Source organism: Microbacterium sufflavum, assembly GCF_023091155.1.
GTDB classification, from domain to species: Bacteria; Actinomycetota; Actinomycetes; order Actinomycetales; family Microbacteriaceae; genus Microbacterium; species Microbacterium sufflavum.
On record NZ_JAHWXK010000001.1, the window covers coordinates 2,291,321 to 2,313,618 of the forward strand.

General features: G+C 71.5%; 24 protein-coding genes. 15 read left to right on the forward strand and 9 right to left on the reverse strand.

The window, feature by feature from the left end; translation table 11 throughout:
* The first annotated feature begins 2 nt into the window (after positions 1-2).
* Positions 3-566 carry a PH domain-containing protein gene (locus KZC56_RS11100; protein ID WP_247638571.1) on the forward strand — a complete coding sequence of 188 codons (564 nt, stop codon included), beginning with the start codon at positions 3-5 and terminating at the stop codon, positions 564-566.
* A gap of 18 nt (positions 567-584) precedes the next feature.
* Here the strand turns inward: KZC56_RS11100 and KZC56_RS11105 are convergent, their stop codons facing one another.
* Positions 585-1,358 carry a CPBP family intramembrane glutamic endopeptidase gene (locus KZC56_RS11105; RefSeq protein ID WP_136028648.1) on the reverse strand — a complete coding sequence of 258 codons (774 nt, stop codon included), beginning with the start codon at positions 1,356-1,358 and terminating at the stop codon, positions 585-587.
* Between the two features lie 120 nt (positions 1,359-1,478).
* Between KZC56_RS11105 and typA the strand changes: the two genes are divergently transcribed.
* The 4 genes from typA (at position 1,479) to KZC56_RS11125 (ending at position 7,225) form a co-directional block, all read left to right on the forward strand.
* Positions 1,479-3,392, forward strand: a complete 1,914-nt coding sequence (gene typA, locus KZC56_RS11110; RefSeq protein WP_136028639.1) for a translational GTPase TypA — start codon at positions 1,479-1,481, stop codon at positions 3,390-3,392.
* Positions 3,393-3,563: 171 nt separating this feature from the next.
* A complete protein-coding gene (locus KZC56_RS11115) occupies positions 3,564-4,448 on the forward strand; it encodes an aggregation-promoting factor C-terminal-like domain-containing protein (protein ID WP_136028640.1) in 885 nt (294 codons plus the stop codon).
* Positions 4,449-4,556: 108 nt separating this feature from the next.
* Entirely contained in the window at positions 4,557-5,603 is a 1,047-nt protein-coding gene (gene glsA, locus KZC56_RS11120; protein WP_136036701.1) for a glutaminase A, read from the forward strand.
* On the forward strand, positions 5,600-7,225 hold the full coding sequence (locus tag KZC56_RS11125) for an MFS transporter (protein WP_136036700.1): 1,626 nt from the start codon (positions 5,600-5,602) through the stop codon (positions 7,223-7,225). The genes glsA and KZC56_RS11125 overlap by 4 nt, the downstream gene beginning before the upstream one ends.
* Positions 7,226-7,233: 8 nt before the next feature.
* Here the strand turns inward: KZC56_RS11125 and KZC56_RS11130 are convergent, their stop codons facing one another.
* The gene (locus KZC56_RS11130; RefSeq protein WP_136036699.1) at positions 7,234-7,782 is read right to left on the reverse strand and encodes a helix-turn-helix domain-containing protein; all 549 of its coding nucleotides are present in this window, start codon (positions 7,780-7,782) and stop codon (positions 7,234-7,236) included.
* Positions 7,783-7,884: 102 nt separating this feature from the next.
* On the opposite strand from KZC56_RS11130, the gene KZC56_RS11135 reads away from it, so the two are divergent.
* The 6 genes from KZC56_RS11135 (at position 7,885) to KZC56_RS11160 (ending at position 12,294) form a co-directional block, all read left to right on the forward strand.
* Positions 7,885-8,601, forward strand: a complete 717-nt coding sequence (locus KZC56_RS11135; RefSeq protein WP_136045755.1) for an AzlC family ABC transporter permease — start codon at positions 7,885-7,887, stop codon at positions 8,599-8,601.
* The gene (locus KZC56_RS11140; protein WP_247638572.1) at positions 8,598-8,912 is read left to right on the forward strand and encodes an AzlD domain-containing protein; all 315 of its coding nucleotides are present in this window, start codon (positions 8,598-8,600) and stop codon (positions 8,910-8,912) included. The genes KZC56_RS11135 and KZC56_RS11140 overlap by 4 nt, the downstream gene beginning before the upstream one ends.
* Positions 8,913-8,958: 46 nt before the next feature.
* Entirely contained in the window at positions 8,959-9,363 is a 405-nt protein-coding gene (locus KZC56_RS11145; RefSeq protein ID WP_206251516.1) for a hypothetical protein, read from the forward strand.
* A gap of 9 nt (positions 9,364-9,372) precedes the next feature.
* The gene (gene fdxA, locus KZC56_RS11150; RefSeq protein ID WP_017203330.1) at positions 9,373-9,693 is read left to right on the forward strand and encodes a ferredoxin; all 321 of its coding nucleotides are present in this window, start codon (positions 9,373-9,375) and stop codon (positions 9,691-9,693) included.
* Positions 9,694-9,702: 9 nt separating this feature from the next.
* Positions 9,703-10,815 carry a succinyldiaminopimelate transaminase gene (dapC, locus tag KZC56_RS11155; protein ID WP_136028646.1) on the forward strand — a complete coding sequence of 371 codons (1,113 nt, stop codon included), beginning with the start codon at positions 9,703-9,705 and terminating at the stop codon, positions 10,813-10,815.
* 189 nt (positions 10,816-11,004) lie between these two features.
* Positions 11,005-12,294, forward strand: coding sequence for a citrate synthase (locus tag KZC56_RS11160; protein ID WP_136028647.1), 1,290 nt, complete (start codon positions 11,005-11,007; stop codon positions 12,292-12,294).
* A 116-nt stretch (positions 12,295-12,410) separates the two neighbouring features.
* Here the strand turns inward: KZC56_RS11160 and KZC56_RS11165 are convergent, their stop codons facing one another.
* Together KZC56_RS11165 and dapD are read right to left on the reverse strand one after the other, a co-directional pair.
* Positions 12,411-13,811 carry a DEAD/DEAH box helicase gene (locus KZC56_RS11165; RefSeq protein ID WP_206251515.1) on the reverse strand — a complete coding sequence of 467 codons (1,401 nt, stop codon included), beginning with the start codon at positions 13,809-13,811 and terminating at the stop codon, positions 12,411-12,413.
* Between the two features lie 236 nt (positions 13,812-14,047).
* Positions 14,048-15,001, reverse strand: a complete 954-nt coding sequence (gene dapD / locus KZC56_RS11170) for a 2,3,4,5-tetrahydropyridine-2,6-dicarboxylate N-succinyltransferase (RefSeq protein ID WP_136033204.1) — start codon at positions 14,999-15,001, stop codon at positions 14,048-14,050.
* A 66-nt stretch (positions 15,002-15,067) separates the two neighbouring features.
* Between dapD and dapE the strand changes: the two genes are divergently transcribed.
* The 3 genes from dapE (at position 15,068) to KZC56_RS11185 (ending at position 17,608) form a co-directional block, all read left to right on the forward strand.
* Entirely contained in the window at positions 15,068-16,141 is a 1,074-nt protein-coding gene (dapE, locus tag KZC56_RS11175) for a succinyl-diaminopimelate desuccinylase (RefSeq protein ID WP_247638573.1), read from the forward strand.
* On the forward strand, positions 16,123-17,340 hold the full coding sequence (locus KZC56_RS11180) for a hypothetical protein (RefSeq protein WP_136035379.1): 1,218 nt from the start codon (positions 16,123-16,125) through the stop codon (positions 17,338-17,340). The genes dapE and KZC56_RS11180 overlap by 19 nt, the downstream gene beginning before the upstream one ends.
* A gap of 94 nt (positions 17,341-17,434) precedes the next feature.
* A complete protein-coding gene (locus KZC56_RS11185) occupies positions 17,435-17,608 on the forward strand; it encodes a DUF3117 domain-containing protein (RefSeq protein WP_136033199.1) in 174 nt (57 codons plus the stop codon).
* 89 nt (positions 17,609-17,697) lie between these two features.
* On the opposite strand, the gene KZC56_RS11190 is transcribed toward KZC56_RS11185, so the two are convergent.
* Positions 17,698-18,336, reverse strand: coding sequence for an O-methyltransferase (locus tag KZC56_RS11190; protein ID WP_136033197.1), 639 nt, complete (start codon positions 18,334-18,336; stop codon positions 17,698-17,700).
* 90 nt (positions 18,337-18,426) lie between these two features.
* Between KZC56_RS11190 and KZC56_RS11195 the strand changes: the two genes are divergently transcribed.
* Positions 18,427-18,801 (forward strand): twin-arginine translocase TatA/TatE family subunit, encoded by a 375-nt coding sequence (locus tag KZC56_RS11195; protein WP_136033195.1) that lies wholly within the window; start codon positions 18,427-18,429, stop codon positions 18,799-18,801.
* A gap of 9 nt (positions 18,802-18,810) precedes the next feature.
* Here KZC56_RS11195 and KZC56_RS11200 read toward each other — a convergent pair whose 3' ends face one another.
* Genes KZC56_RS11200 through KZC56_RS11215 form a run of 4 tightly spaced genes read right to left on the reverse strand, consistent with a single transcriptional unit; the run spans position 18,811 to position 22,231 of the window.
* Entirely contained in the window at positions 18,811-19,305 is a 495-nt protein-coding gene (locus tag KZC56_RS11200) for a YcxB family protein (protein ID WP_136035377.1), read from the reverse strand.
* 18 nt (positions 19,306-19,323) lie between these two features.
* The gene (locus KZC56_RS11205; RefSeq protein ID WP_247638574.1) at positions 19,324-20,445 is read right to left on the reverse strand and encodes an Mrp/NBP35 family ATP-binding protein; all 1,122 of its coding nucleotides are present in this window, start codon (positions 20,443-20,445) and stop codon (positions 19,324-19,326) included.
* The gene (locus tag KZC56_RS11210; RefSeq protein WP_136033189.1) at positions 20,442-20,966 is read right to left on the reverse strand and encodes a DUF1003 domain-containing protein; all 525 of its coding nucleotides are present in this window, start codon (positions 20,964-20,966) and stop codon (positions 20,442-20,444) included. The genes KZC56_RS11205 and KZC56_RS11210 overlap by 4 nt, the downstream gene beginning before the upstream one ends.
* Entirely contained in the window at positions 20,966-22,231 is a 1,266-nt protein-coding gene (locus tag KZC56_RS11215) for a magnesium transporter MgtE N-terminal domain-containing protein (protein ID WP_136033187.1), read from the reverse strand. Before KZC56_RS11215 ends, KZC56_RS11210 begins: the two co-directional genes overlap by 1 nt.
* Positions 22,232-22,298 lie beyond the last annotated feature (67 nt).

The window sequence follows — 22,298 nt, forward strand, 5'->3', positions numbered from 1 at the left end:
GCGTGGCATCGCCGGCACAGCCCGAGGACGCACGGACCTACCGTGCGTCCTCGGGCACCGTCATCCTCGTGCTCAGCGTGCTGCTGGTGCTGTTCCTGCTGGGGGACACGGTCGTCAACGGCAGCATCGTGCAGGCGCTGCTGATCGCTCCGTGGATGCTCCTCGCCCTGTGGATCGTGTACGAGATCAGCTTCGTGTCGCACGTGCGGGTGGACGCGCACGGGGCGACCGTGCAGAACCTCCTGCGCCGGACGAGCTTCGGCTGGGGGCACGTGCGCGACATCGACCTGCGCTGGCAGCTCGAGTTCGCGCTCGACGACGGCCACACGCTCACCTCCTGGGGTGGCCCGGCCCGCGCCCGCCCGCCCCGTCAGCGTCGTGACGAGGACGCGGAGCCGCGGGTGCCCTCCGGGTTGCGGGCCCTCACCGACATCCGCGACCGCTGGTCGGAGGCGGCGGCTGCCGACGCGCCCATCCGTCGCACGTGGGACGGCCCCGCGCTGATCGCGCTCGCGGTGATCGTGCTGTGGGCCGCCGCCGCGCTCGTCGTGGTCAACCTCGGCTGAGCACCCGGCGCACCGGGCTCACCCGGGCAGCCCGAACAGCTCGGGCCAGGTGGCGGCCGCCCATGGGTAGCCGACGAACACGGTCGCGTCGATGAGGAAGTGCGCCACCAGGAACGGCAGCAGTCGTCCCGTCCGCTGGTACAGCCACCCGAACAGCAGCCCCATCGCGAGGTTGCCGACGAACGCCCCCGGCCCCTGGTACAGGTGGTAGGTCGCGCGGAGCACGGAGGTGGCGACGATGATCGTCCACGGCGACCAGCCGAGCTGCCGCAGCCGCGCGAAGAGGTAGCCGAGCACCACGAACTCCTCCTGCAGGGAGGCGCGGGCCGCCGCGAGCAGCAGGATCGGCACGGTCCACCAGTGGGCGTCGAGTCCCGCGGGGTTCACGGCCACGAACAGGCCGGCCGCCCGGCCGCCGAGGTAGAGCGCGAGGCCCGGCACGCCGATCGCTACCACGAGCAGCACGCCGCGGGCCACGTCGACGCCGATGCGGGTGCCGTCGAGCCCGAGCCGCCCGAGGTGCGGTCGTCGGCGCTGCCACAGCAGGAAGCACACCAGCACCACGGGCACGAGCGAGAAGCCTATTGAGAGCAGCTGATAGACGAGGTCGAACACCTCGCGGTCGCTGCGGGACGGGTTGAGCGTCGCGGTCTGGTCGGCCAGGGGCACGTCGTCGGTCAGGCGGTAGGCCAGCTGCACGATCGCGTAGACCGCCGACTGCCCGAGCCCCAGGGCCAGCACGATCGCGATCTCCCACCACAGGCGCGCACGGCCCTCGCGGCGCGAGGACATCGGGGGAGCAGGGGTCACGGAGTCGATGCTACGACGTGCCTCGGAGATCCGATCCGGCGCGTACGTTATCCTGGAACGTCGGCTTCCCGGCGCAACCCCACACTCTTTGAGGACCCTTGTATGGCGCACGCCCTCCGCTCTGACCTCCGCAACGTCGCAATCGTCGCCCACGTCGACCACGGCAAGACCACGCTCGTCGACGCGATGCTCCGCCAGACGGGCTCCTTCGGCGAACACTCGCACGTCGAGGAGCGGGCGATGGACTCGAACGACCTCGAGCGCGAGAAGGGCATCACGATCCTCGCCAAGAACACGGCGATCACCTACAAGGGCAAGCACGCCGACGGCAAGGAGATCACGATCAACGTGATCGACACGCCCGGCCACGCCGACTTCGGCGGCGAGGTCGAGCGCGGCCTGTCCATGGTCGACGGTGTCGTGCTGCTCGTCGACGCGAGCGAGGGCCCGCTGCCGCAGACCCGCTTCGTGCTGCGCAAGGCCCTCGAGGCCAAGCTGCCTGTGATCCTGCTGGTCAACAAGACCGACCGCCCCGACGCCCGCATCGCCGAGGTCGAGGAGGAGGCGCACGACCTGCTGCTGGGTCTCGCGTCCGACCTGGTCGACGACGTGCCCGACCTCGATGTCGACGCGCTGCTCGACGTTCCGGTCGTGTACGCCTCCGGCCGTGCCGGCGCCGCCTCGCAGAACCGTCCCGCCGACGGGTCGCTGCCCGACAACGACGACCTGGAGCCGCTGTTCGAGGCGATCCTCGAGCACGTGCCCGCGCCGTCCTATGACGACGAGGCACCGCTGCAGGCCTGGGTCACGAACCTCGACTCCAGCCCGTTCCTCGGCCGACTCGCCCTGCTGCGCGTGTTCAACGGCACGCTCAAGAAGGGCCAGACGGTCGCCTGGGTCCGCTCCGACGGCACGACCAGCAACGCCCGGATCACCGAGCTGCTGAAGACCCGCGCCCTGGAGCGCTACCCGGCCGATTCCGCGGGCCCCGGCGACATCGTCGCGATCGCCGGCTTCGAGGACATCACGATCGGCGAGACCATCGCCGACCCCGAGGACATCCGTCCGCTGCCGGCCATCACGGTCGACGACCCCGCGATCTCCATGACGATCGGCACGAACACGTCGCCGCTCATGGGCAAGGTCAAGGGGCACAAGCTCACCGCCCGCATGGTGAAGGATCGTCTGGACCGCGAGCTCATCGGCAACGTCTCGCTCAAGGTCGTCGACATCGGCCGTCCCGACGCCTGGGAGGTGCAGGGCCGCGGTGAGCTGGCGCTCGCCATCCTCGTCGAGAACATGCGTCGCGAGGGCTTCGAGCTCACGGTCGGCAAGCCGCAGGTGGTCACCAAGAAGATCGACGGCAAGGTCTACGAGCCGTTCGAGCACCTGACCATCGACACGCCGGAGGAGCACCTCGGCGCGATCACGCAGCTCCTCGCGAACCGCAAGGGCCGCATGGAGAACATGACCAACCACGGCACCGGCTGGGTGCGCATGGAGTTCGTCGTGCCCTCGCGCGGTCTCATCGGCTTCCGCAGCGAGTTCCTCACGACCACCCGCGGCACCGGCATCGCGAACGCGATCTCGCACGGGTACGAGCCGTGGGCCGGTCAGATCACGACGCGCCAGAACGGCTCGATCGTGGCCGACCGCTCCGGCGTGGTGACCCCCTTCGCGATGATCGCCCTGCAGGAGCGCATGTCGTTCTTCGTGCAGCCGACCGAAGAGGTCTACGAGGGCATGGTCATCGGCGAGAACTCGCGCGCCGACGACATGGACGTGAACATCACCAAGGAGAAGAAGCTCACCAACATGCGCTCCTCCACGGCCGACAACTTCGAGTCGATGACGCCGCCGCGGCTGCTCACGCTCGAGGAGAGCCTGGAGTTCGCGCGTGACGACGAATGCGTCGAGGTGACGCCCGAGAAGGTGCGCATCCGCAAGGTGATCCTGGACCAGACCGTCCGCGGTCGCGAGGCCTCGCGCCTGAAGCGTCAGGACGCGAACGCCTGAGGCATCCCCGCACCCTTCCGAGAGGGCCCCACGCTCCGGCGTGGGGCCCTCTTCTCATGAAAATGCCAGGTGGGGGCTAGGTCGATGACGCAGACTCGTTCACTTGCGTCCGGGGCAATCTCCCGATGAGTGTCCCGCATCGGGCGCACGACGACCCGAAAGTCGAACCCAATGCTTCAGAAGACCCGTGCGCTTCGGCGCGCCTCCGAGGTGGCTGCCGCGCGCGCCGCCGTCACCCGTACCCCGCTGCTCGTCCTGGGCACCGCGGCCGCCGCCCTCGTGGGGATCACCCTCACGGTCGGGGTGACGGCCGCCCCCGCCACCGGCACCGCGCAGCCGGCCGCGTCGGCCGCGATCACGAGCCAGGCCTTCGGCGCGGAACCGCTCACCCGCATCGCCGACGAGGCCGTGATGACGGTGTCGAAGGGGAAGGATGCGGTCGCGGCGGCGGACGCCCTGACCGCCGAGGTCTCCGCGTCCGGCCTCGACGTGAGCGCTGCGGCCCCGGTGGACACGACGCCGCTCGAGGATGACCTGGAGACCCTCGACGACCGTGCGACCCTGCCCTTGCTCCTCGTGACGGTCGCGACCGAGCAGGCCGCCGCCGAGACCGAGAAGGTCGTCGCGGAGACCGCGGCGCTGCAGCAGGCGTACACGGCGGCGCAGGAGCAGAAGGCCGCGGAGGAGGCGGCGCGCGTCGCCGCCGAGCAGGCCGCTGCGGCCGCCGCCGCGCTCGCCGCGGCCAACACGGTGGACGGCGCGAAGGCGACCGCGCAGCAGATGATGGCCGACCGCTACGGCTGGGGCGGCGATCAGTTCTCCTGCCTGAACTCGCTGTGGAACAAGGAGTCGGGCTGGAACTACCGGGCGTACAACGCCGATGGCGGTGCCACCGGGATCCCGCAGGCGCTTCCCGGCAGCAAGATGGCCTCGGCCGGCGCCGACTGGCAGACCAACGCGGCCACTCAGATCGCGTGGGGCCTGAAGTACATCGCCGACGCCTACGGCACGCCGTGCAGCGCCTGGGGCCACTCGCAGGCGATGAACTGGTACTGAGCCCGAGCGGGCCGGAGGTCACGCACCGTGACGGGCCTATCCTGAGAGGCGGTCGAGCGCTACGGTGACTGTGACGGCTGGGGAGCGTCGCGAATCCGAGGAGGAGTGGTGCTCGATCCCGTCGCCTGGCTCGATGTCCCGCAGGAGGTCTCGACCGGCACGCTGCCCGGCTGGGAGCGCGTGGACGAGATCGTCCGGGAGGCCCACGCCCGCTATGCCGGTGAGCGCGGAGGGCGCGTGGCCGACTACATCCCGGTGCTGGCCGAGGTGGACCCCGAGCTGTTCGGTCTCGCCGTCATCGAGGTCGGCGGCGGGGTGCACGACGCCGGAGACGCGCTGCACCCGTTCTCGATCCAGTCGATCTCGAAGATGTTCGTGTACGCCCTGGCGATCCAGGAGCACGGGCACGAGCGCGTCCGCGACATCGTCGGCGTCAACAACACCGGGCTCGCGTTCAACTCGGTCGTCGCGCTGGAGCTGAACGAGGGCCATCCGCGCAACCCGATGGTCAACGCCGGCGCGATCGCGACCACGGCGCTGATGCCGGGCGCGACCGCGGTCGAACAGTGGGAACGGGTGCGGGAGGGGCTGTCGGCGTTCGCCGGACGGCCGCTGAGCCTCGACGGCGAGGTGTACGCGTCGGAGGCGGCGTCGAACGACCGCAACCGCGCCCTCGGCTGGCTGCTCAAGAGCTACGGACGCCTGGCGGGCGACCCGGACGAGATCGTCGATGTGTACACGCGGCAGTGCGCGCTGAGCGTGACGGCGCACGACCTGGCCGTCATGGGGGCGACGCTCGCCGACGGCGGCGTGAACCCGATCACGGGGGAGCGCGTGGTGACGGCGGACGTGTGCCGCGACACGCTCGCGGTCGTCGCAGCGAGCGGACTCTACGAGAACTCCGGCGACTGGTTGTTCGAGATCGGTCTCCCGGCGAAGTCCGGTGTCGCGGGAGGGATCGTCGCGGTCTCGCCGGGCAAAGGGGCGGCCGCCGGGTTCTCGCCGCGGCTGGACGACGCGGGCAACTCCGTGCGGTCGCAGATGGCGATCGGCCATCTGTCGCGCTCGCTCGGGCTCAATCTGTTCGCCTCCGCACCCGCGCAGGCGGACGACTCGGGGAGCGGTCCCCGACCGGCGGAGAAGGAGCGATCATGACGGAGACGGTGCAGGCGCCAGCGAAGACCTCGTGGCTGCCGATGGTGAGTCTGTTCCTCGCGCAGGTGCTGATGTCGTTCAATGTGGCGGCGCTGCCCATCTCCCTGGGCGGCATGGTCGGTGAGTTCGGCGTGCCGCCGACACTCGCCAGCACCACCATCGTGATGTACGGCCTGGCGGTCGCGGCGCTCGTGATGACGGGCGCGAAGCTCGGGCAGCGCGTCGGCTGGGTGCTGATCTTCCGGGTGGTGGTCGCCCTGTTCGCCGGCTCCGCGATCATGATGCTCACCGCCCCCGGCATCTGGTGGGCGATCGCCGGTCAGGCGGTGGCCGGGGCGGCCGCGGCCATCATCGTGCCGTCCATCGTGGCGCTGATCGCCGAGAACTACCGCGGATCCCAGCAGGCCACCGCGATCGGGGCCATCGGCTCCGCCCGCGCCATCTCGGGTGTGAGCGCCTTCCTCATCGGCGGCACGCTGGGCACGCTCGTCGGCTGGCGCCCGCTGTTCTTCATCGTGCTGGCCGTCGCGGTCGCCGTCTTCGCCCTGAGCTTCACGCTGCGCGGCGACCGCGGCGACGCCTCCATCCGCATCGACCTCGTGGCGTCGCTCCTGATCGGCGGCGCGATCGTGCTGCTGACGCTCGGGTTCAACAACCTCAACAGCTGGGGTGCGCTGGCCGCATCGCCGGCCGCCCCGTTCAGCGTGCTGGGGCTGTCGCCGGCACCGCTGTTCATCGTGCTCGGCCTCGTGCTGGGGCAGGCGTTCTTCCTGTGGACGCGGCGGCGCATGGCGGAGGGCAAGGTACCGCTCATCGACCTCAGTGTGCTGGGGTCGTCGCGCGAGCGTGCCGCCGTCTACGCCATGTTCATCGTCGTGGGGCTCGAGGCGTGCGTGAACTTCACGATCCCGCTGTACATCCAGATCGTGCAGGGGAGGACCCCGTTCGACACGTCGCTGGCGATGATGCCGTTCAACCTCACGGTCTTCCTGACCGCGACTCTGGTCGTGCGCTTCTACAAGCGCTACCCCCCGCGCACCATCGGGGTGTTCGGCTTCATCCTCACCACCGCCGCGCTCGTGTGGCTCTCGGTCGTCGTGACGAACAACTGGGAGACCGTGCCGACGATCGCGGGGCTGATCGTGTTCGGTATCGGACAGGGCGCCCTGGTCACGCTGGTGTTCAACGTGCTGGTCACGGCGGCCCCCGCGGAGCTGGCGGGCGACGTGGGCTCCCTGCGCGGCACGACGCAGAACCTCGCATCGGCGGTGGGGACGGCTCTCGCCGGCGCGCTGCTGGTGTCGCTGCTCGCCCTGAACGTCGGTCGCGCGGTGGTCGAGCATCCGGAGCTGCCGCCGTCGCTGGTGGCGCAGGTGCCGATGGATGACGTGAACTTCATCAGCAACGACGACCTGCGCGTGGTGCTGGAGTCGACGGACGCCACGGAGGAGCAGGTGGATGCTGCGGTCGCCGTGAACGAGCAGGCGCGTCTGAGCACGCTCAAGCTCGGACTGCTGCTGCTGGCGGCGGTGAGCGCCCTGGCGATCCTTCCGGCGTCGCGGCTGCCGCAGTACCGGCCGCACGAGATCCCCGATCCGTCGCCGTCGAGCGGCTCGGACTGAGGCGGCGCTCAGCGCAGCTCGGAGATGAGGACCGCGCTCGTCCCGGGCTTGGTGGCCTCGAAGATGTGCGACACGTCTCCGGCGTACGTGAGGTAGTCGCCGGGGTCGAGCACGACGGGCTCGTCGGGCGGGCCGATGCGGGCCTGGCCCGCGATCAGGATCACGTGCTCGATCGTGCCCGGGTGGTGCGGGTCGGAACGGCGGGGGTCTCCGGGCTCGGCCTGGATCAGGTACACGTCGCGCCGGGCGCCGGGCGGGCTGGCCGAGAGGAGGGTCGCGCTGTAGGCGGCGGCGGACGAGGGCACGCCCGCGAGCTCGTCGGCGCGGATGAGCGTGGGCGCGTTGGCCTGCTGGTCGACCAGCACCGCGAAGGGCACCCCGAGGGCGACGCCCAGGGCCCACAGCGTCTCGACGCTGGGGTTGCCCGCGCCGCTCTCGAGCTGTGAGACGGTCGCCTTGGAGACGCCGGCGCGGCGGGCGAGCTCCGAGACGGACAGGCTCGCGGCCTCGCGCTCGCGGCGGAGCGTGCGGGCGAGGCGGGTGCGGAGATCCTCCATGCGTTCATCATGTCAAACGATCGTTCGCTTGACTATCCACCAGCAGCTGTTCAGAATGATGGTCATGCGTTCACTCAAACGAACAGCGCGCGCGGTGTCCCGGTGACCGCGGAACGCGAGGTGTGGCGCGAGGCGCTCGGCGTCGTGCTCGCCACCAGCGCCTACGGCATCTCGTTCGGTGCCCTCGCCGTCGCCTCCGGGCTGGACGTGTGGCAGACCTGCGTGCTGAGCCTGCTGATGTTCACGGGCGGGTCGCAGTTCGCGTTCATCGGCGTCTTCGCCTCGGGCGGACTCGCCGCCCTCCCGTCGGCGATCGCCTCGGCCGCGCTGCTCGGCGTGCGCAACGTCGCCTACGGCATGCGCATGTCGCCCCTCGTCGGGGGAGGACCGTGGCGCCGTGCGGCCGCCGCGCACTTCACGATCGACGAGTCCACCGCCGTCGCGATCGCCCAGAACGACCCCCGCCTGCGCCGGGTGGGCTTCTGGGTCACGGGCGTGGGCATCTTCATCGGCTGGAACCTGACCACCCTCACCGGAGCCCTCGTCGGCGACGTGCTCGGCGACCCGAAGGCCTGGGGCTTGGACGCGGCGGCCGCGGCAGCGTTCCTCGCCCTGCTGTGGCCGCGCCTCCGCCAGCGCCAGGCGGTGGCCGTCGGCGTGGCGGCGGCAGTGGTCGCGGCGGCGTTGACCCCGTTCCTCATGCCGGGGTTGCCGGTGCTGATCGCCGCAGTCGTCGCGATCGCGGTCGGGTGGTTCAACTGGCTCGGGCGGGACGATGCGGGACGCGAGCCCCTCGAGACGCGGGAGGCCGGCGCATGAGCCTGTGGAGCGCCATCCTGCTGGCCGCCCTGATCTGCCTCGCGCTCAAGGCCGCGGGCTACCTCGTGCCGCCGAAGGTGCTCGAGGCGCCGCGTCCCGCCCGCATCTCCGATCTGCTCACGGTGGCCCTGCTCGCGGCACTCGTCGCAGTGCAGACCCTCGGCGACGGCCAGGCCGTCGCGGTCGACGCCCGCGTGCCCGCGCTGCTGGTGGCGGCCGGACTGCTGTGGCTGCGGCAGTCGTTCCTCGTGGTGGTCGTGGCGGCGGCGCTGGTGGCGGCGCTGCTGCGCCTGTTCGGGCTCGCGAGCTGATCGGCGGGTGCCGCGACCGCCGCGCGGATAGGATCGAGGGGTGCGCGTGAACGGGATCTCGAGGGTGCTGTCGTGGGTCGCCGCGGCCCTGGTCGGCGGTGTCTACGGCGTGGCCGGGACCATCGCGCACAGCGTGACGTGGGGCCCGATCCCAGTCGGCCTGATCGTCGCGGCGATCGCCTGCGCCGCCATCCTGGTGGCGATCCGCGCGCTCACCCACGACCGCTGGGCGGCCGTCGCCGCAGGGCTCGGGATGCTCGGCATGCTGGTCATGATCTCCGGTGTGGGCCCCGGCGGCTCCGTCGTGGTGCAGGACTCGCTCGCCGGTCGCATCTGGACCTACCTGGCGGCGGGGATCGTGCTGCTCGTGGTCGCGTGGCCGTCGTTCTCCCGCCCGCCCGCACGACCCGCGAGCGCGCCGACGGAGGACCGGGAGCCGAGCGCGACGTAGACTGGAGCGGTGACGTATGTGATCGCCCTCCCGTGCGTCGATGTCAAGGATCGCGCCTGCATCGACGAGTGCCCCGTTGACTGCATCTACGAGGGCGAACGGTCGTTGTACATCCACCCGGACGAATGCGTCGACTGCGGTGCCTGTGAGCCGGTGTGCCCCGTCGAGGCCATCTACTACGAGGACGACCTGCCCGACGAGTGGCAGGACTACTACAAGGCCAACGTCGAGTTCTTCGACGAGATCGGCTCGCCGGGAGGCGCCGCCAAGGTCGGCGTCTACCCGTTCGACCACCCGATCATCGCCGCGCTGCCGCCGCAGGGCGAGTAGGCGCCGGCCGTGAGCGTCCGCGACCTCGCCGACTACCCGTGGGACGCGGTCGTCCCGTTCCGTGACCGCGCAGCGCAGCACCCGGGCGGTCTGGTCGACCTCTCGGTCGGCTCGCCCGTCGACCCGACGCCTGACATCATCCGCCGGGCGCTCGCCGAGGCGACAGACGCCCACGCCTATCCGCAGACGGTCGGCACGCCCGCGCTGCGCGAGGCCATCGTCGCCTGGTATGCGCGCCGCCGCGGCGTGCCGGATCTGCGCATCGACAACGTGCTACCCACGATCGGCTCGAAGGAGCTCGTCGGGCTCCTGCCCACGCTGCTCGGTCTCGGTCCGGGCGACATCGTGGTGCACCCGCGCGTGGCCTATCCGACGTACGACGTGGGCGCCCGCGTCGCCGGAGCCACACCGCTCGCGGCCGACGATCCGGCGGAGTGGCCCGAGGGCACGAAGCTCATCTGGATCAACACCCCGGGCAACCCCGACGGGCGCACCTGGAGCGTCGCGGAGCTCGCGGCCGCCGTGCGTCGCGCGCGCGAGCTGGGCGCGGTCCTGGCGAGCGACGAGTGCTACGCGGAGCTGGGGTGGGACGGCCCGTGGTCGACGGAGCCGATCCCGTCCGTGCTGGACCCGCGGGTGACCGACGGCAGCCGCGCCAACCTGCTCAGCGTGTACTCGCTCAGCAAGCAGTCGAACCTCGCGGGGTATCGCGCCGCCTTCGTGGCCGGGTGCGCCCGCATCGTGGGGGAGCTGCTCACCGCCCGCAAGCACCTCGGCCTCATGCCGCCCGCTCCGGTGCAGCACGCGATGGCCGTGGCGCTCGGCGACGACGCGCACGTGGCCGCGCAGAAGGAGCTGTACCGCGCCAGGCGCGACCTGCTCCGTCCGGCCCTGGAGGCCGCCGGCTTCCGCATCGACGGCTCGGAGGCGGGTCTCTACCTGTGGGCGACGGAGGGACGCGACGCGTGGGAGTCGCTGGGGCGGCTCGCCGACCTGGGCATCCTCGCGGGTCCCGGCCCCTTCTACGGTGCCGACGCGGCGCAGCACGTGCGGCTCGCGCTGACCGCGCCGACCGAGCGGGTGAGCGCGGCGGCAGAGCGCCTGCACGACGGCGCTCTGTAGCTTCCCTCAGCTCAGCGGCGATCTGTTTGGCGGTTGTCACAGTAGGCCGGTGGGACTACTAGGCTGTAAAAGCGATTCGGTCGTCACCCGACCAGGCGCTCGGCGCCGAGAGATCGCCACTTCCGGCTTGATCACGAACGTGCTGACACCCCCGCGACGCGCAGGCGGTCAGACAAAGGAGGAGGGCGCGTGAGCGCTGCAGCAGACCAGACGGCGAAGCTGACGATCGGTGACACCACCGCCGAATTCCCCGTGGTGCGCGGCACGGCCGGCCACGACAGCATCGATTTCTCGACGTTGACTAGGCAGACCGGGTACACCGGACTCGACTACGGCTTCGTGAACACCGCCTCGACCAAGTCCGAGATCACCTTCATCGACGGCGACAAGGGCATCCTGCGCTACCGCGGCTACCCGATCGAACAGCTCGCCGGGAGCACCAGCTACCTCGAGGTGGCGTGGCTGCTCATCTACGGCGAGCTGCCCTCGGCATCCGAGCTCGCCGAGTTCGACGAGAAGATCCGCCGCCACACGCTGCTGCACGAAGACCTCAAGCGCTTCTTCTCCGCGCTGCCGCACACCGCGCACCCCATGTCCGTGCTGTCCTCGGCGGTCGCCGCCCTGTCGACGTACTACGAGGGCCAGACCGACCCGCACAACCCCGAGCACGTCGAGCTGAACATGATCCGCATGCTCGCCAAGCTCCCGGTGATCGCGGCCTACGCGCACAAGAAGAGCGTCGGGCAGGCGTTCCTGTACCCCGACAACTCCCTCGGGTTCGTGGAGAACTTCCTCAAGCTCAACTTCGGGGTCAACTCCGAGCCGTACGAGATCAACCCGGTCATGGCGAAGGCGCTCGAGCTGCTGCTGATCCTGCACGAGGACCACGAGCAGAACGCCTCCACGTCGACCGTCCGCCTCGTCGGCTCGACGGGCGCGAACCAGTTCGCCTCCGTGTCCGCCGGCATCCAGGCGCTCTCCGGCCCGCTGCACGGCGGTGCGAACGAGGCCGTGCTGACGATGCTCGGTCAGATCCGCGACTCGGGGCAGAGCGTCGCGCGCTTCGTGGAGCGGGTGAAGAACAAGGAAGAGGGCGTGAAGCTGATGGGCTTCGGGCACCGGGTCTACAAGAACTACGACCCGCGCGCCAAGCTCGTCAAGGAGGCGGCCGACGAGGTGCTCGCCTCGCTGGGCGTGACAGACCCGCTGCTCGATCTGGCGAAGGAGCTCGAGGAGCTCGCGCTCGCCGACGACTACTTCCGCGAGCGTCGCCTCTACCCGAACGTCGATTTCTACACCGGCGTGATCTACAAGGCGATGGGCTTCCCGACGCGCATGTTCACGGTGCTGTTCGCGATCGGACGGCTCCCGGGCTGGCTCGCGCAGTGGCGTGAGCTGCAGCTCGACCCGCAGACCAAGATCGGCCGCCCGCAGCAGCTGTACACGGGTTCGCCCGAGCGGTCCTTCCCGACGCGCTGAGCCGTCACCCGAAACGCCCCCTCCGTCACATCGGAGGGGGCGTTTCGGCGTCCGGCAGCGCAACGCAGAACGGTGCCCCTCCGTGAAGAGGGGCACCGTTCCGGGTGGCAGGGGTGTCAGCGGCCCTGCGAGCCGCGGCCACCGCCCTGGCGGGACTGGCCGCCCTGGCGCGAAGCGCCGCCGGTCTGCGTGGAGTAGCTGGCGCCCTGGCCGCCGCCCTGACCGCCGGAGCGGCGGCGGCGACGTCGCGCGGGCGGGGTCGCCGCGGAGCTGCGCTCGCCACCGGCGGGGCGCTGCTTGGCGGCCGGGCGCTGCGGCGCCTGCTGCACCGGTGCGGGGCGCACGTGCGGCGCGCGCTCCGGCACCAGCTCGGTCACCGCGGCCGGGGTGAGCTCTTCGAGCGGGGCCGAGATCGCGGCCTTGCGCAGCAGGTCCTTCACGTCGCGGCGCTGCTCGGGGAGCACGACCGTGACCACCGTGCCCGCGGCGCCGGCACGCGCGGTGCGGCCGGAGCGGTGCAGATAGGCCTTGTGCTCGACGGGCGGGTCGACGTGCACCACGAGGTCGACGTTGTCGACGTGCACACCGCGCGCCGCGACATCCGTGGCCACGAGCACGCGCACCCCGCCGTCCTCCGGAGCGGTCGAGAACGCGCCGAGGTTGCGCTCGCGCGCGTTCTGCGAGAGGTTGCCGTGCAGGTCGACCGCGGGGATGCCGGCGGCCGTGAGCTGCTTGGCGAGCTTCTTCGCCTGGTGCTTCGTGCGCGTGAACAGGATGCGACGGCCGGTGCCGGACGCCAGGTCGCGCACGAGCACGGTCTTGTTCTCGGTGGAGTCGACCACCAGCACGCGGTGCGTCATCTCGCCCACGGGCACGCTCGCCTCATCGACCTCGTGGCTGACCGGGTTCGAGAGGAACCGGCGGGCGAGGGTGTCGATGCCGCGGTCGAGGGTCGCGCTGAACAGCAGGCGCTGTCCGTCGGCGGGCGTCGCCGCGAGGATGCGGGTGACGCCGGGGAGGAAGCCGAGGTCGGCCATGTGGTCGGCCTCGTCGAGCACCGCGACCTCGATCGCGCTCAGACGCACGACCTGCTGCTTCATGAGGTCTTCGAGGCGACCGGGGCAGGCCACCACGATGTCGACGCCGCCCTGCAGCGCTTTCTCCTGCGGACGCTGGCTGACACCGCCGAACACGGTGGTGACGCGGAGCCCGACGGCCTCGGCGAGCGGGGCGACGGTGGCGGCGATCTGCGTCGCGAGCTCTCGGGTCGGCGCGAGCACCAGGCCGCGGGGGAGCCCGGCGCGGCGCTTGGTGCCCGAGGCCGCGAGCCGCGCCACGAGCGGAAGGGCGAAGGCGATGGTCTTGCCGCTGCCGGTGCGTCCGCGACCGAGGAGGTCACGGCCGGCGAGCGAATCGGGAAGGGTGTCGCGCTGGATCGCGAACGCCTCGGTCTTGCCGGAGGCGGCGAGAACGGCGGCGAGCTCGGCGGGAACGCCGAGATCGAGGAAGGAAGGCATGCAGAAAACTCCGTCAGCGCCCGACAGGGGCGCGGTAGTGGGGTGGGGTGGGCGAGGACGCGGCGGATCGCGCGTCCGTTCGCCGTACGTATGGCCAGTTCGGGCTGGTGATGGGAGCGCCAGGCGCTCGCTTCGGTCCTCGGAGACCCCTAGACGACGACGATGCTGACGGCCGGCGGCGCGAGCAGCGGTGTCAGTCTACCAGTGGCGGCATGCCGGAGGCCGCATGCCCGGTGTCAGGCGTGCAGCGCGTCGTTCAGCGTGACCCCGACGCCGGCGCGCTGGACCGCCTCGACTGCACCGGTGAGGGAGTTGCGGCGGAACAGGAGGCCGTCGCGGCCGGACAGCTCCGCGCCCTTCACGGTCGGACGGCCGCCGTCCGGAGTGACCGGGCCGTCGGCCAGCACGATCTTGGTGCCAGCCGTGACGTAGAGCCCGGCCTCGACCACGCAGTCGTCACCCAGCGAGATGCCGATCCCCGCGTTGGCGCCCAGGAGCGTGCGCGACCCGATCGAGACACGGTGCGTGCCGCCGCCGGAGAGCGTGCCCATGATGGAGGCGCCGCCACCGATGTCGCTGCCGTCGCCCACGACGACACCCTGCGAGATGCGGCCCTCGACCATGGAGGCGCCGAGCGTACCGGCGTTGAAGTTCACGAAGCCCTCGTGCATCACGGTGGTGCCGGGGGAGAGGTGGGCGCCGAGGCGCACGCGGGACGCATCGGCGATGCGGACACCGGCGGGCTGGACGTAGTCGGTCAGGCGCGGGAACTTGTCGAGCCCCTGCACCTGGATGCCCGCCCGCTGGAGCTGCGGGCGCAGACGGGCCGCGTCGGACGGCAGGACAGGTCCGGCGTTCGTCCAGGCCACGTTCGGCAGGTGGGCGAAGATGCCGTCCAGGTTCAGCTCGTTCGGGCGTGCGACCAGGTGCGACAGCGCGTGCAGCCGCAGGTACGCGTCCGCGGTGGAGGCGGGGGCGGCGTCGAGGTCGACCTGGAGCTGGACGACCTCGACCGTCACGTTGCGGCGCTCGTCCGGCCCGGCGAGCGGGACCAGGGCGTCGACCGCGGCCGCGGCGTCCTCGGTCGAGGGGGCGACGGTGCGCACCTCGGGGAACCAGGCGTCCAGGACGGTGCCGTCGCCGGCGGTCGTGGTCAGTCCGATGCCCCACACAGTTCTCGCGTCGCTCATACCTCCACGGTATCGCGGGCCGACCCGGGCCTCCGCCCGCATGACGACGGTCGGTAGGCTGAGGGCATGGTGCTCGATCTGACCGCGTCCTCTGCTGCCCTCACCCGCGCGATCTGCGACATCCGGAGCGTCTCGGGCGACGAGAAGACGCTCGCCGACGCCATCGAGCAGGCCGTCGCCCCCCTCGCGCACCTCGAGGTCATCCGGCACGGGAACACGATCGTCGCCCGCACCGACCGCGGCCGAGACCGTCGCGTGGCGATCGCCGGCCACATCGACACCGTGCCCGTGAACGGCAACCTTCCCACGCGCGACATCGAGGTCGACGGCGAGCCCTACCTGTGGGGGCGCGGCACGGTCGACATGAAGGCGGGCACCGCGGTGCAGCTGAAGCTCGCGGCCGAGCTGACCGACCCCGCGGTCGACATCACGTGGATGTGGTACGACAACGAAGAGGTCGAGGCGACCAAGAACGGGCTCGCGCTGCTGGCGGCGGCACGTCCCGACCTGCTCCAGGCGGACTTCGCGATCCTGGGCGAACCGTCGAACGGCGAGGTCGAGGGCGGCTGCAACGGCACGCTGCGGGCGATCGTGCGTACCTCGGGTGTCCGCGCCCACAGTGCCCGGGCGTGGATCGGCGAGAACGCCATCCATCGCGCCGCGCCCATCCTCACCCGTCTGGCCGAGTACCGCGCTCGGGAGGTCCCGGTCGAGGGGCTGCTGTACCGCGAGAGCCTCAGTGCCGTCCGCATCGCCGGCGGGGTGGCGGGCAACGTCATCCCCGACGCGTGCGAGGTCGAGGTCAACTACCGCTTCGCGCCCAGCAAGTCGGCCGCCGACGCCGAGGCCCACGTGCGCGCGGTGCTCGCGGGGTTCGACGTGGAGATCACGGATGCGGCCGAGGGGGCACGCCCCGGGCTGGACGCCGACATCGCGCGGGACTTCGTGGCGGCGGTCGGCGCCGAGCCGCGCCCGAAGTACGGCTGGACCGACGTGGCGCGCTTCTCGGCGCTGGGCATCCCCGCCGTGAACTACGGCCCCGGTGACCCCCACCTCGCCCACCACGACGAGGAGCGGGTGCCGCTCGCGCAGATCGCGGCGGTCGAGCAGGGCCTGCGGGCATGGCTCACCTCGCACTGAGCACGGCACGTCGCTGGGCTCGGCTTCCCCTTCCGCTGCGCATCGGCCTGATCTATCTCGGCGCGCGCGTCGTGACGACGGGGTTCCTGATCGCGGCGGCGTCGCTGTCCACCGTCTTCTCGCGCTTCGGGGGTGACGCGGGCCTGATCGACTTCGTGCTCGGCTGGGACGCCCAGTGGTACTGGCAGGTGGCCGTCCACGGGTATCCGAGCGAGCTGCCGCTGACCGACGCCGGCGAGGTCGCCGAGAACGCGTGGGCGTTCATGCCGGTGTTCGCATACGCCGCGAAGGCGCTCGGTTTCGTGCTCGGCTCGTGGGGAGCGGGAGCGTTCGTGCTCGCCCTCGTCGCCGGCTACCTGGCCTGCCTGGCGCTGCATCGCCTGCTGCGCGATCGCATCGGCAGCGGGGCCGCGCTCTGGGCGGTCGTGTTCTTCGCCGCAGGGCCGCTGGCCGCGATGTTCCAGGTGGGCTATGCGGAGACGCTGTTCCTGCTGCTGCTGTTCCTCGCCCTGGACGCGACGATCCGCAGGCAGTACGCGTGGCTGTACCTGCTGATCCCGGTGATGGGCTTCACGCGACCCGGGGTTCTGGCGTTCGCGCTGTACCTCGGCCTCCACGGCATCCTCCGCTGGATCCACCGCCGCGACGATCCGCTCGCGCTGCGCGAGGTGGTGCACATCGTGGCGGTCGGCGCGCTCGCCGTCGCGACCGGCTTCGCGTGGCAGGTGATCGCCGCCGTCGTCACGGGCGACCCCGGGGCGTATCTCGCGACCGAGCTCGCCTGGCGTCGGCACTGGATCGTGGGCGGCGTCGACGGCTTCGTGCCGTTCGAGGGGTGGGTGCAGGCGTCGCAGTTCTGGTTCTCGCTGTGGGGGCTTCCCGCCGCGGGGGGACCCGTCGCGCTCGTGCTGCTCGTGGTGGCCGCGGCCCTCGCGCTGCTGTTCGCCCGCCCGGTGCGGGCACTGGGTGCGGACCTGCGCCTGTGGAGTGCGAGCTACCTGCTGTACCTGCTGGCGGTGTTCTTCCCGCAGTCGAGCACGTTCCGGTTGCTGCTGCCGCTCAGCCCGGCGTGGGGCGCGGTCGCGGTGCCCCGGTCGCGCGCCTGGCGTCTCGGCGTGCTGGTGCTGTGCCTGCTCGGTCAGTGGGTGTGGATCTACCACGTGTATGCGCTCGGCAGCACGTTCTGGCAGGTTCCCTGATCGCGCGGGAGAACGGGATTGTGTCGGCGTGACGTCCACGGCGCGGTGTCACCCGATAAACTCGTTCCATACCACCGGAGGAAAGGGAGCCACGATGGCAGCGATGAAGCCGAGGACCGGAGACGGACCGATGGAGGCCGTGAAAGAAGGACGACTCATCATCGTGCGCGTTCCGCTCGAGGGCGGCGGCCGCCTGGTCGTCTCCGTGAACGACGCCGAAGCGAAGGAGCTCCACGACGTGCTGGGTGCCGTCGTGACGCCGGCCTGATCGAACCGGGTCCGCTCGTGCGGAACCAGGAGGGCGATGGATCCGCGGATCCATCGCCCTCTTTCGCTGTTCCGGCCCCGTGCCCGCGGTCAGTCCTGGTCGTCGAGGCGCACCAGCTGCAGCAGTCCCTCACCGGCCGGCGACACCGTGGCCAGCACCGCGGAGGACTCCTGGGTCGCCTGCACCAGCGAGCGGTAGGCGGAGGTCACGTCGTCGCGCTGCACGGGGTCGGCCACGCGACCGCCGGCGAGGATGCGCGGCACGAGCACGAGCCCGCCGACCCGTGCGAGCCGCAAACCGTGCTCGACGTACTCGATCACGTTCTCCGGGTCGGCGTCGACCAGCACGATGTCGTACGAGGACTCGTTCATGCGCGGCAGCACGTCGCTCGCGCGACCCGTGATGAGGCGGGCGCGGGTGGACGGGACGCGGGCGTCGGCGAACGCCTGGCGTGCCGCGGCGAGATGCTCCGGCTCGTTGTCGATCGTGGTCAGGACGGCCTGCGGGGCGCCGCGCAGCAGCCAGAGGCCGGACACGCCGGCACCGGTGCCGATCTCGACGATCGACCGCGCCCCCGCGGCGGCGGCGAGCACGGCGATCTGCGAACCGACCGCGGCGCTCACCGGGGCGGCACCGAGCTCGACCGCGTGCGCGCGCGCCCTCGCGAGGGAATCCGGTTCGACGATGGATTCTCGAAGGAAGCGCGCGTTGGCGTCGTGCTCGCTCATGGGCTGACTCTCCCTGCCTGCGTGGGTGATGCCTCCAGGGTATGGGCTGTCTGCGCGCAGACTCCGCAGGCGCGGCGGTAGCCTGGTCACATGACGTTCGGTCTGACCTTCGAGAAGCTGCTGCTGATCGGCCTCATCGCGGTGCTGATCATCGGACCCGAACGTCTTCCCCGTGCGGCCGAGAGCTTCGCGCGACTCGTCCGCAAGGCCGGCGAGTACCTGCGCGACACCAAGTCGCGGATGCGGGAGGAGATGGGCCCGGAGCTCGACGACGTCGACTGGCGCAAGCTCGACCCGCGGCAGTACGACCCCCGGCGCATCATCCGCGACGCCCTGTTCGAGGAGCCGCAGCCGACGACCCCGGCCGCGGTCGCCGCCACCATCGCGGAACCGGTGGCCCCGCGCACCGCGCCGCCGGTGTTCGATGCGCAGAACCGTCCTCCGTTCGACTCCGAGGCCACCTGACCCGACGGCTCAGGAGACGCGGGATCGCAGGCGTGCGATGTCGTCGTCGCTCAGCAGCACGCGGGGGATCGCGGTCGCGACCGCGGCATCGCGCACCTTGAGCAGCACGGCGTCGCGCCCGACGCGGACGTGCTGGAACTCGGAGTAGGGGATCTCGGAGCGCCGCCGGTCGCTGCCCAGCTGCAGCCGGTCGTCCTCCAGCGCCACCCACACCACGCTCTCCACGGGCATGGCGGCCCGCACCGCACGGCGCGCGCTGGACACCGACAGCAGCACCGCATAGAGGCCGAGGGCGACCGCGACCGCCGGAGTGAAGGCCACGATGGCGGACGTCTCCTGCCCGGCGCGCGCGGTCGCGGTGAGGTTGAGCACGCCGATGATCAGGGCGGCGGCCAGCGCCAGCCACATGACGATGGCGACCGGGCGCGTGAGGGTGTAGATCGCGGCGTCCCTCGCCATGTGACGGAGCAGTCTCTCGTCCACGGTCACGGAGCGGTGCGGCATCTGTGCATCCTCCACGGGTCAGGAGATCGACATCGGCAGCGGTCGACCGGCGAGGCCGCGTCCCTGTCGTCCGAGCTGTGCGGCCAGAGTGCGGATCGCGGTCGCCGCCGCGTCGTCCGGCTCGGCGATCACGACGGGGTCGCCGACGTCGCCGCCCCGCCGCAGCGCGGGGCTGAGCGGGATCGAGGCCAACAGCGGCACCGGGGAGCCGGGTTCCGACAGGGCGTCGGCGACCGCCGCCCCGCCGCCCGCGCCGAACAGGTCGACCACGGTGCCGTCCGGGAGCGTGTACGCCGCCATGTTCTCGACCACGCCGATCACCCGCTGTCCGGTCTGCCGCGCCACCAATCCGCTGCGGATCGCCACCTCCGATGCGGCCGCCTGCGGCGTCGTCACCACGAGGACCTCCGCGTGGGGGAGCAGCTGACCGATGGAGATCGCGATGTCTCCCGTGCCGGGCGGCATGTCGATCAGCAGCACGTCGAGGTCGCCGAAGAAGACGTCGGTGAGGAACTGCGACACGGTCCGATGCAGCATGGGCCCGCGCCACGCGACGACCGACTCGCCGTCGCGCAGGAACATCCCGATCGAGATCGCCTTCACGCCGTGCGCGACCGGGGGCAGCATGAGGTCGTCGATGCGCGTGGGCTGCGTGCCGGCGGGGATGCCGAGCAGACCGGGGATCGAGAACCCGTGCACGTCGGCGTCGACGAGGCCGACCGCGAGCCCGCGCTGGGCGAGAGCGACCGCGAGGTTCGCGGTGACGGTGGACTTGCCGACGCCGCCCTTCCCGCTGGACACGAGGATCACGCGCGTGAGCGACTCGGGTCCGAACGGCACGTGGCGCGGCGGGCGACCGGCGCGCAGCTTCTCGGTCAGCGCCTTCCGCTCGGCGGGGGTCATGACCCCCACGTCCACCTCGACGGTCTCGATGCCGGGCACCGCGGCGGCCGCGGCGCGGACATCCCGCTCGATGCGGTCGGCGGCGGGGCACCCGACGATGGTCAACGCGATCCCGACGTGCGCGACGGTGCCGTCGACCTCGATGTCCCGCACCATGTCGAGCTCACCGATGGGGCGTCGCAGCTCCGGGTCCGTGACGGCGGAGACGGCGCTGCGGACGCTGTCGGCCGCGGTCATGGGGTCGCGCCGCCCGCCGGCTCGTCTTCGGCGTCGTTCAGCTCGGCCAGCAGCGCCTTCAGCTCCTGGCGCAGCACGTCTCGGGTGACCGCCTGCGAATTGCGCTCCTCGAGCGCCATGCGCAGCGCCACGATCTCCCGCGCCAGGTACTCCGTGTCGGCGAGGTTGCGCTCGGCCCGCTGGCGGTCCTGCTCGATCTGCACGCGGTCGCGGTCGTCCTGCCGGTTCTGCGCGAGCAGGATCAGCGGGGCGGCGTACGAGGCCTGCAGCGACAGCATGAGCGTGAGCGCGGTGAACCCCAGGGCCGCATCGTCGAAGCGCAGGTGGTGCGGCATGAGCGTGTTCCACCCGATCCACAGGATGCAGAACAGGCTGAGGATCACGAGGAAGGCGGGCGTGCCCATGGCCCGGGCGACCCACTCCGTGAACCGTCCGAAGCGGTCGCGGGAGGTGGTGCGGGGGCGCGTGGTTCCCCGCCCCGGTGCGTCCAGGCGCGGCGTCGACCGGCTCATCCTCGCCATCAGCGCGCCCCCGTCGTGGGCGACGCGTCGTCGCTGTCGTGCGTGCGCCAGTCGTCGGGCAGCAGGTAGTCCAGCACGTCGTCGATGCTGATGGCGCCGACGAGGCGGTGGGCAGCGTCGACCACGGGGAGCGACACCAGGTCGTAGCTGGCGAGCATGCGGGCGACCTCGGCCGCGGAGGCCGTGACCGGGACGGGTTCGAGGCTGTCGTCGAGGATGGCGCCGAGGCGCTCGTGCGGCGGGTAGCGCAGCATCCGCTGGAAGTGCACGAGGCCCAGCAGGCGTCCGGTCGGGGTCTCGAACGGGGGCAGCGTGACGAACACCGCGGCGGCGAGGGCGGGGTGCAGCTCGTGACGGCGGATGAGCGCCAGGGCCTCGGCCACGGTCGCGTCGGCGGAGAGGATGATCGGCTCCGGCGTCATCAGACCGCCCGCCGTGTCGGGGCCGTAGCGGAGCAGCATCCGGACGTCCTCTGCCTCTTCCGGCTCCATCAGCTCGAGCAGCTGCTCCAGGCGGTTGGGCGGCAGCTGTGCGAGCAGGTCGGCGGCGTCGTCCGGCTCCATCTGGTCGAGGATGTCCGCGGCGCGCTCGTCGCCGAGCCGGTCGAGGATGTGCACCTGCTCGTCCTCCGGCATCTCCTCCAGGGCGTCGGCGAGACGGTCGTCGGAGAGCTCTTCGGCGACCTCGATCATGCGCTGCTGCGGCAGGTCGAGGAGGGTGTTGGCGAGGTCGGCGGCGTGCAGTTCGGAGTACGACGCGACGAGCTGCTCGGCGGACTGCGCCTCGCCCGGCGCCCGCTCCTCGGCGACCTCGTTCCAGGCGGCGAACGTCGTCGGCCCCTTGGCGAAGGGGGAGGCCCCGGTCTTCGGTCGCCGCAGGAAGAGCTGGCTGATGGCCCATTCGCCCAGACGGTTCGGCTCGATCGCCACGTCTTCGATGACGGCGGTGCCGCTGCCGTCGATGAGGCTCACGCGGCGCCCGAGCATCTCGGCGAGCACCCGCACCTCACCGGCGCGCGGTGAGAAGCGGCGCACGTTGATGAGGCCCGTGGTGATGACCTGCCCCGACCGGATCGAGGTGACCCGCCCGATCGAGAGGAACACGTGGCGGCGGCCGGGGATCTCGACCACGAGGCCGATCACACGAGGGGCCGCGGTACTTCGATACACGACGACGACATCCCGGACCTTGCCGAGCCGGTCGCCGACGGGATCGAAGACGGCGCACCCTGCGAGGCGCGCGGCGAAGACCCGTTGTGTGCTCACTCGTCCAGCGTATCCCGGGGGTCTGGCCCGCGGCGGCCGCACGCCATCCGCGGCGGCCGTGAGCACG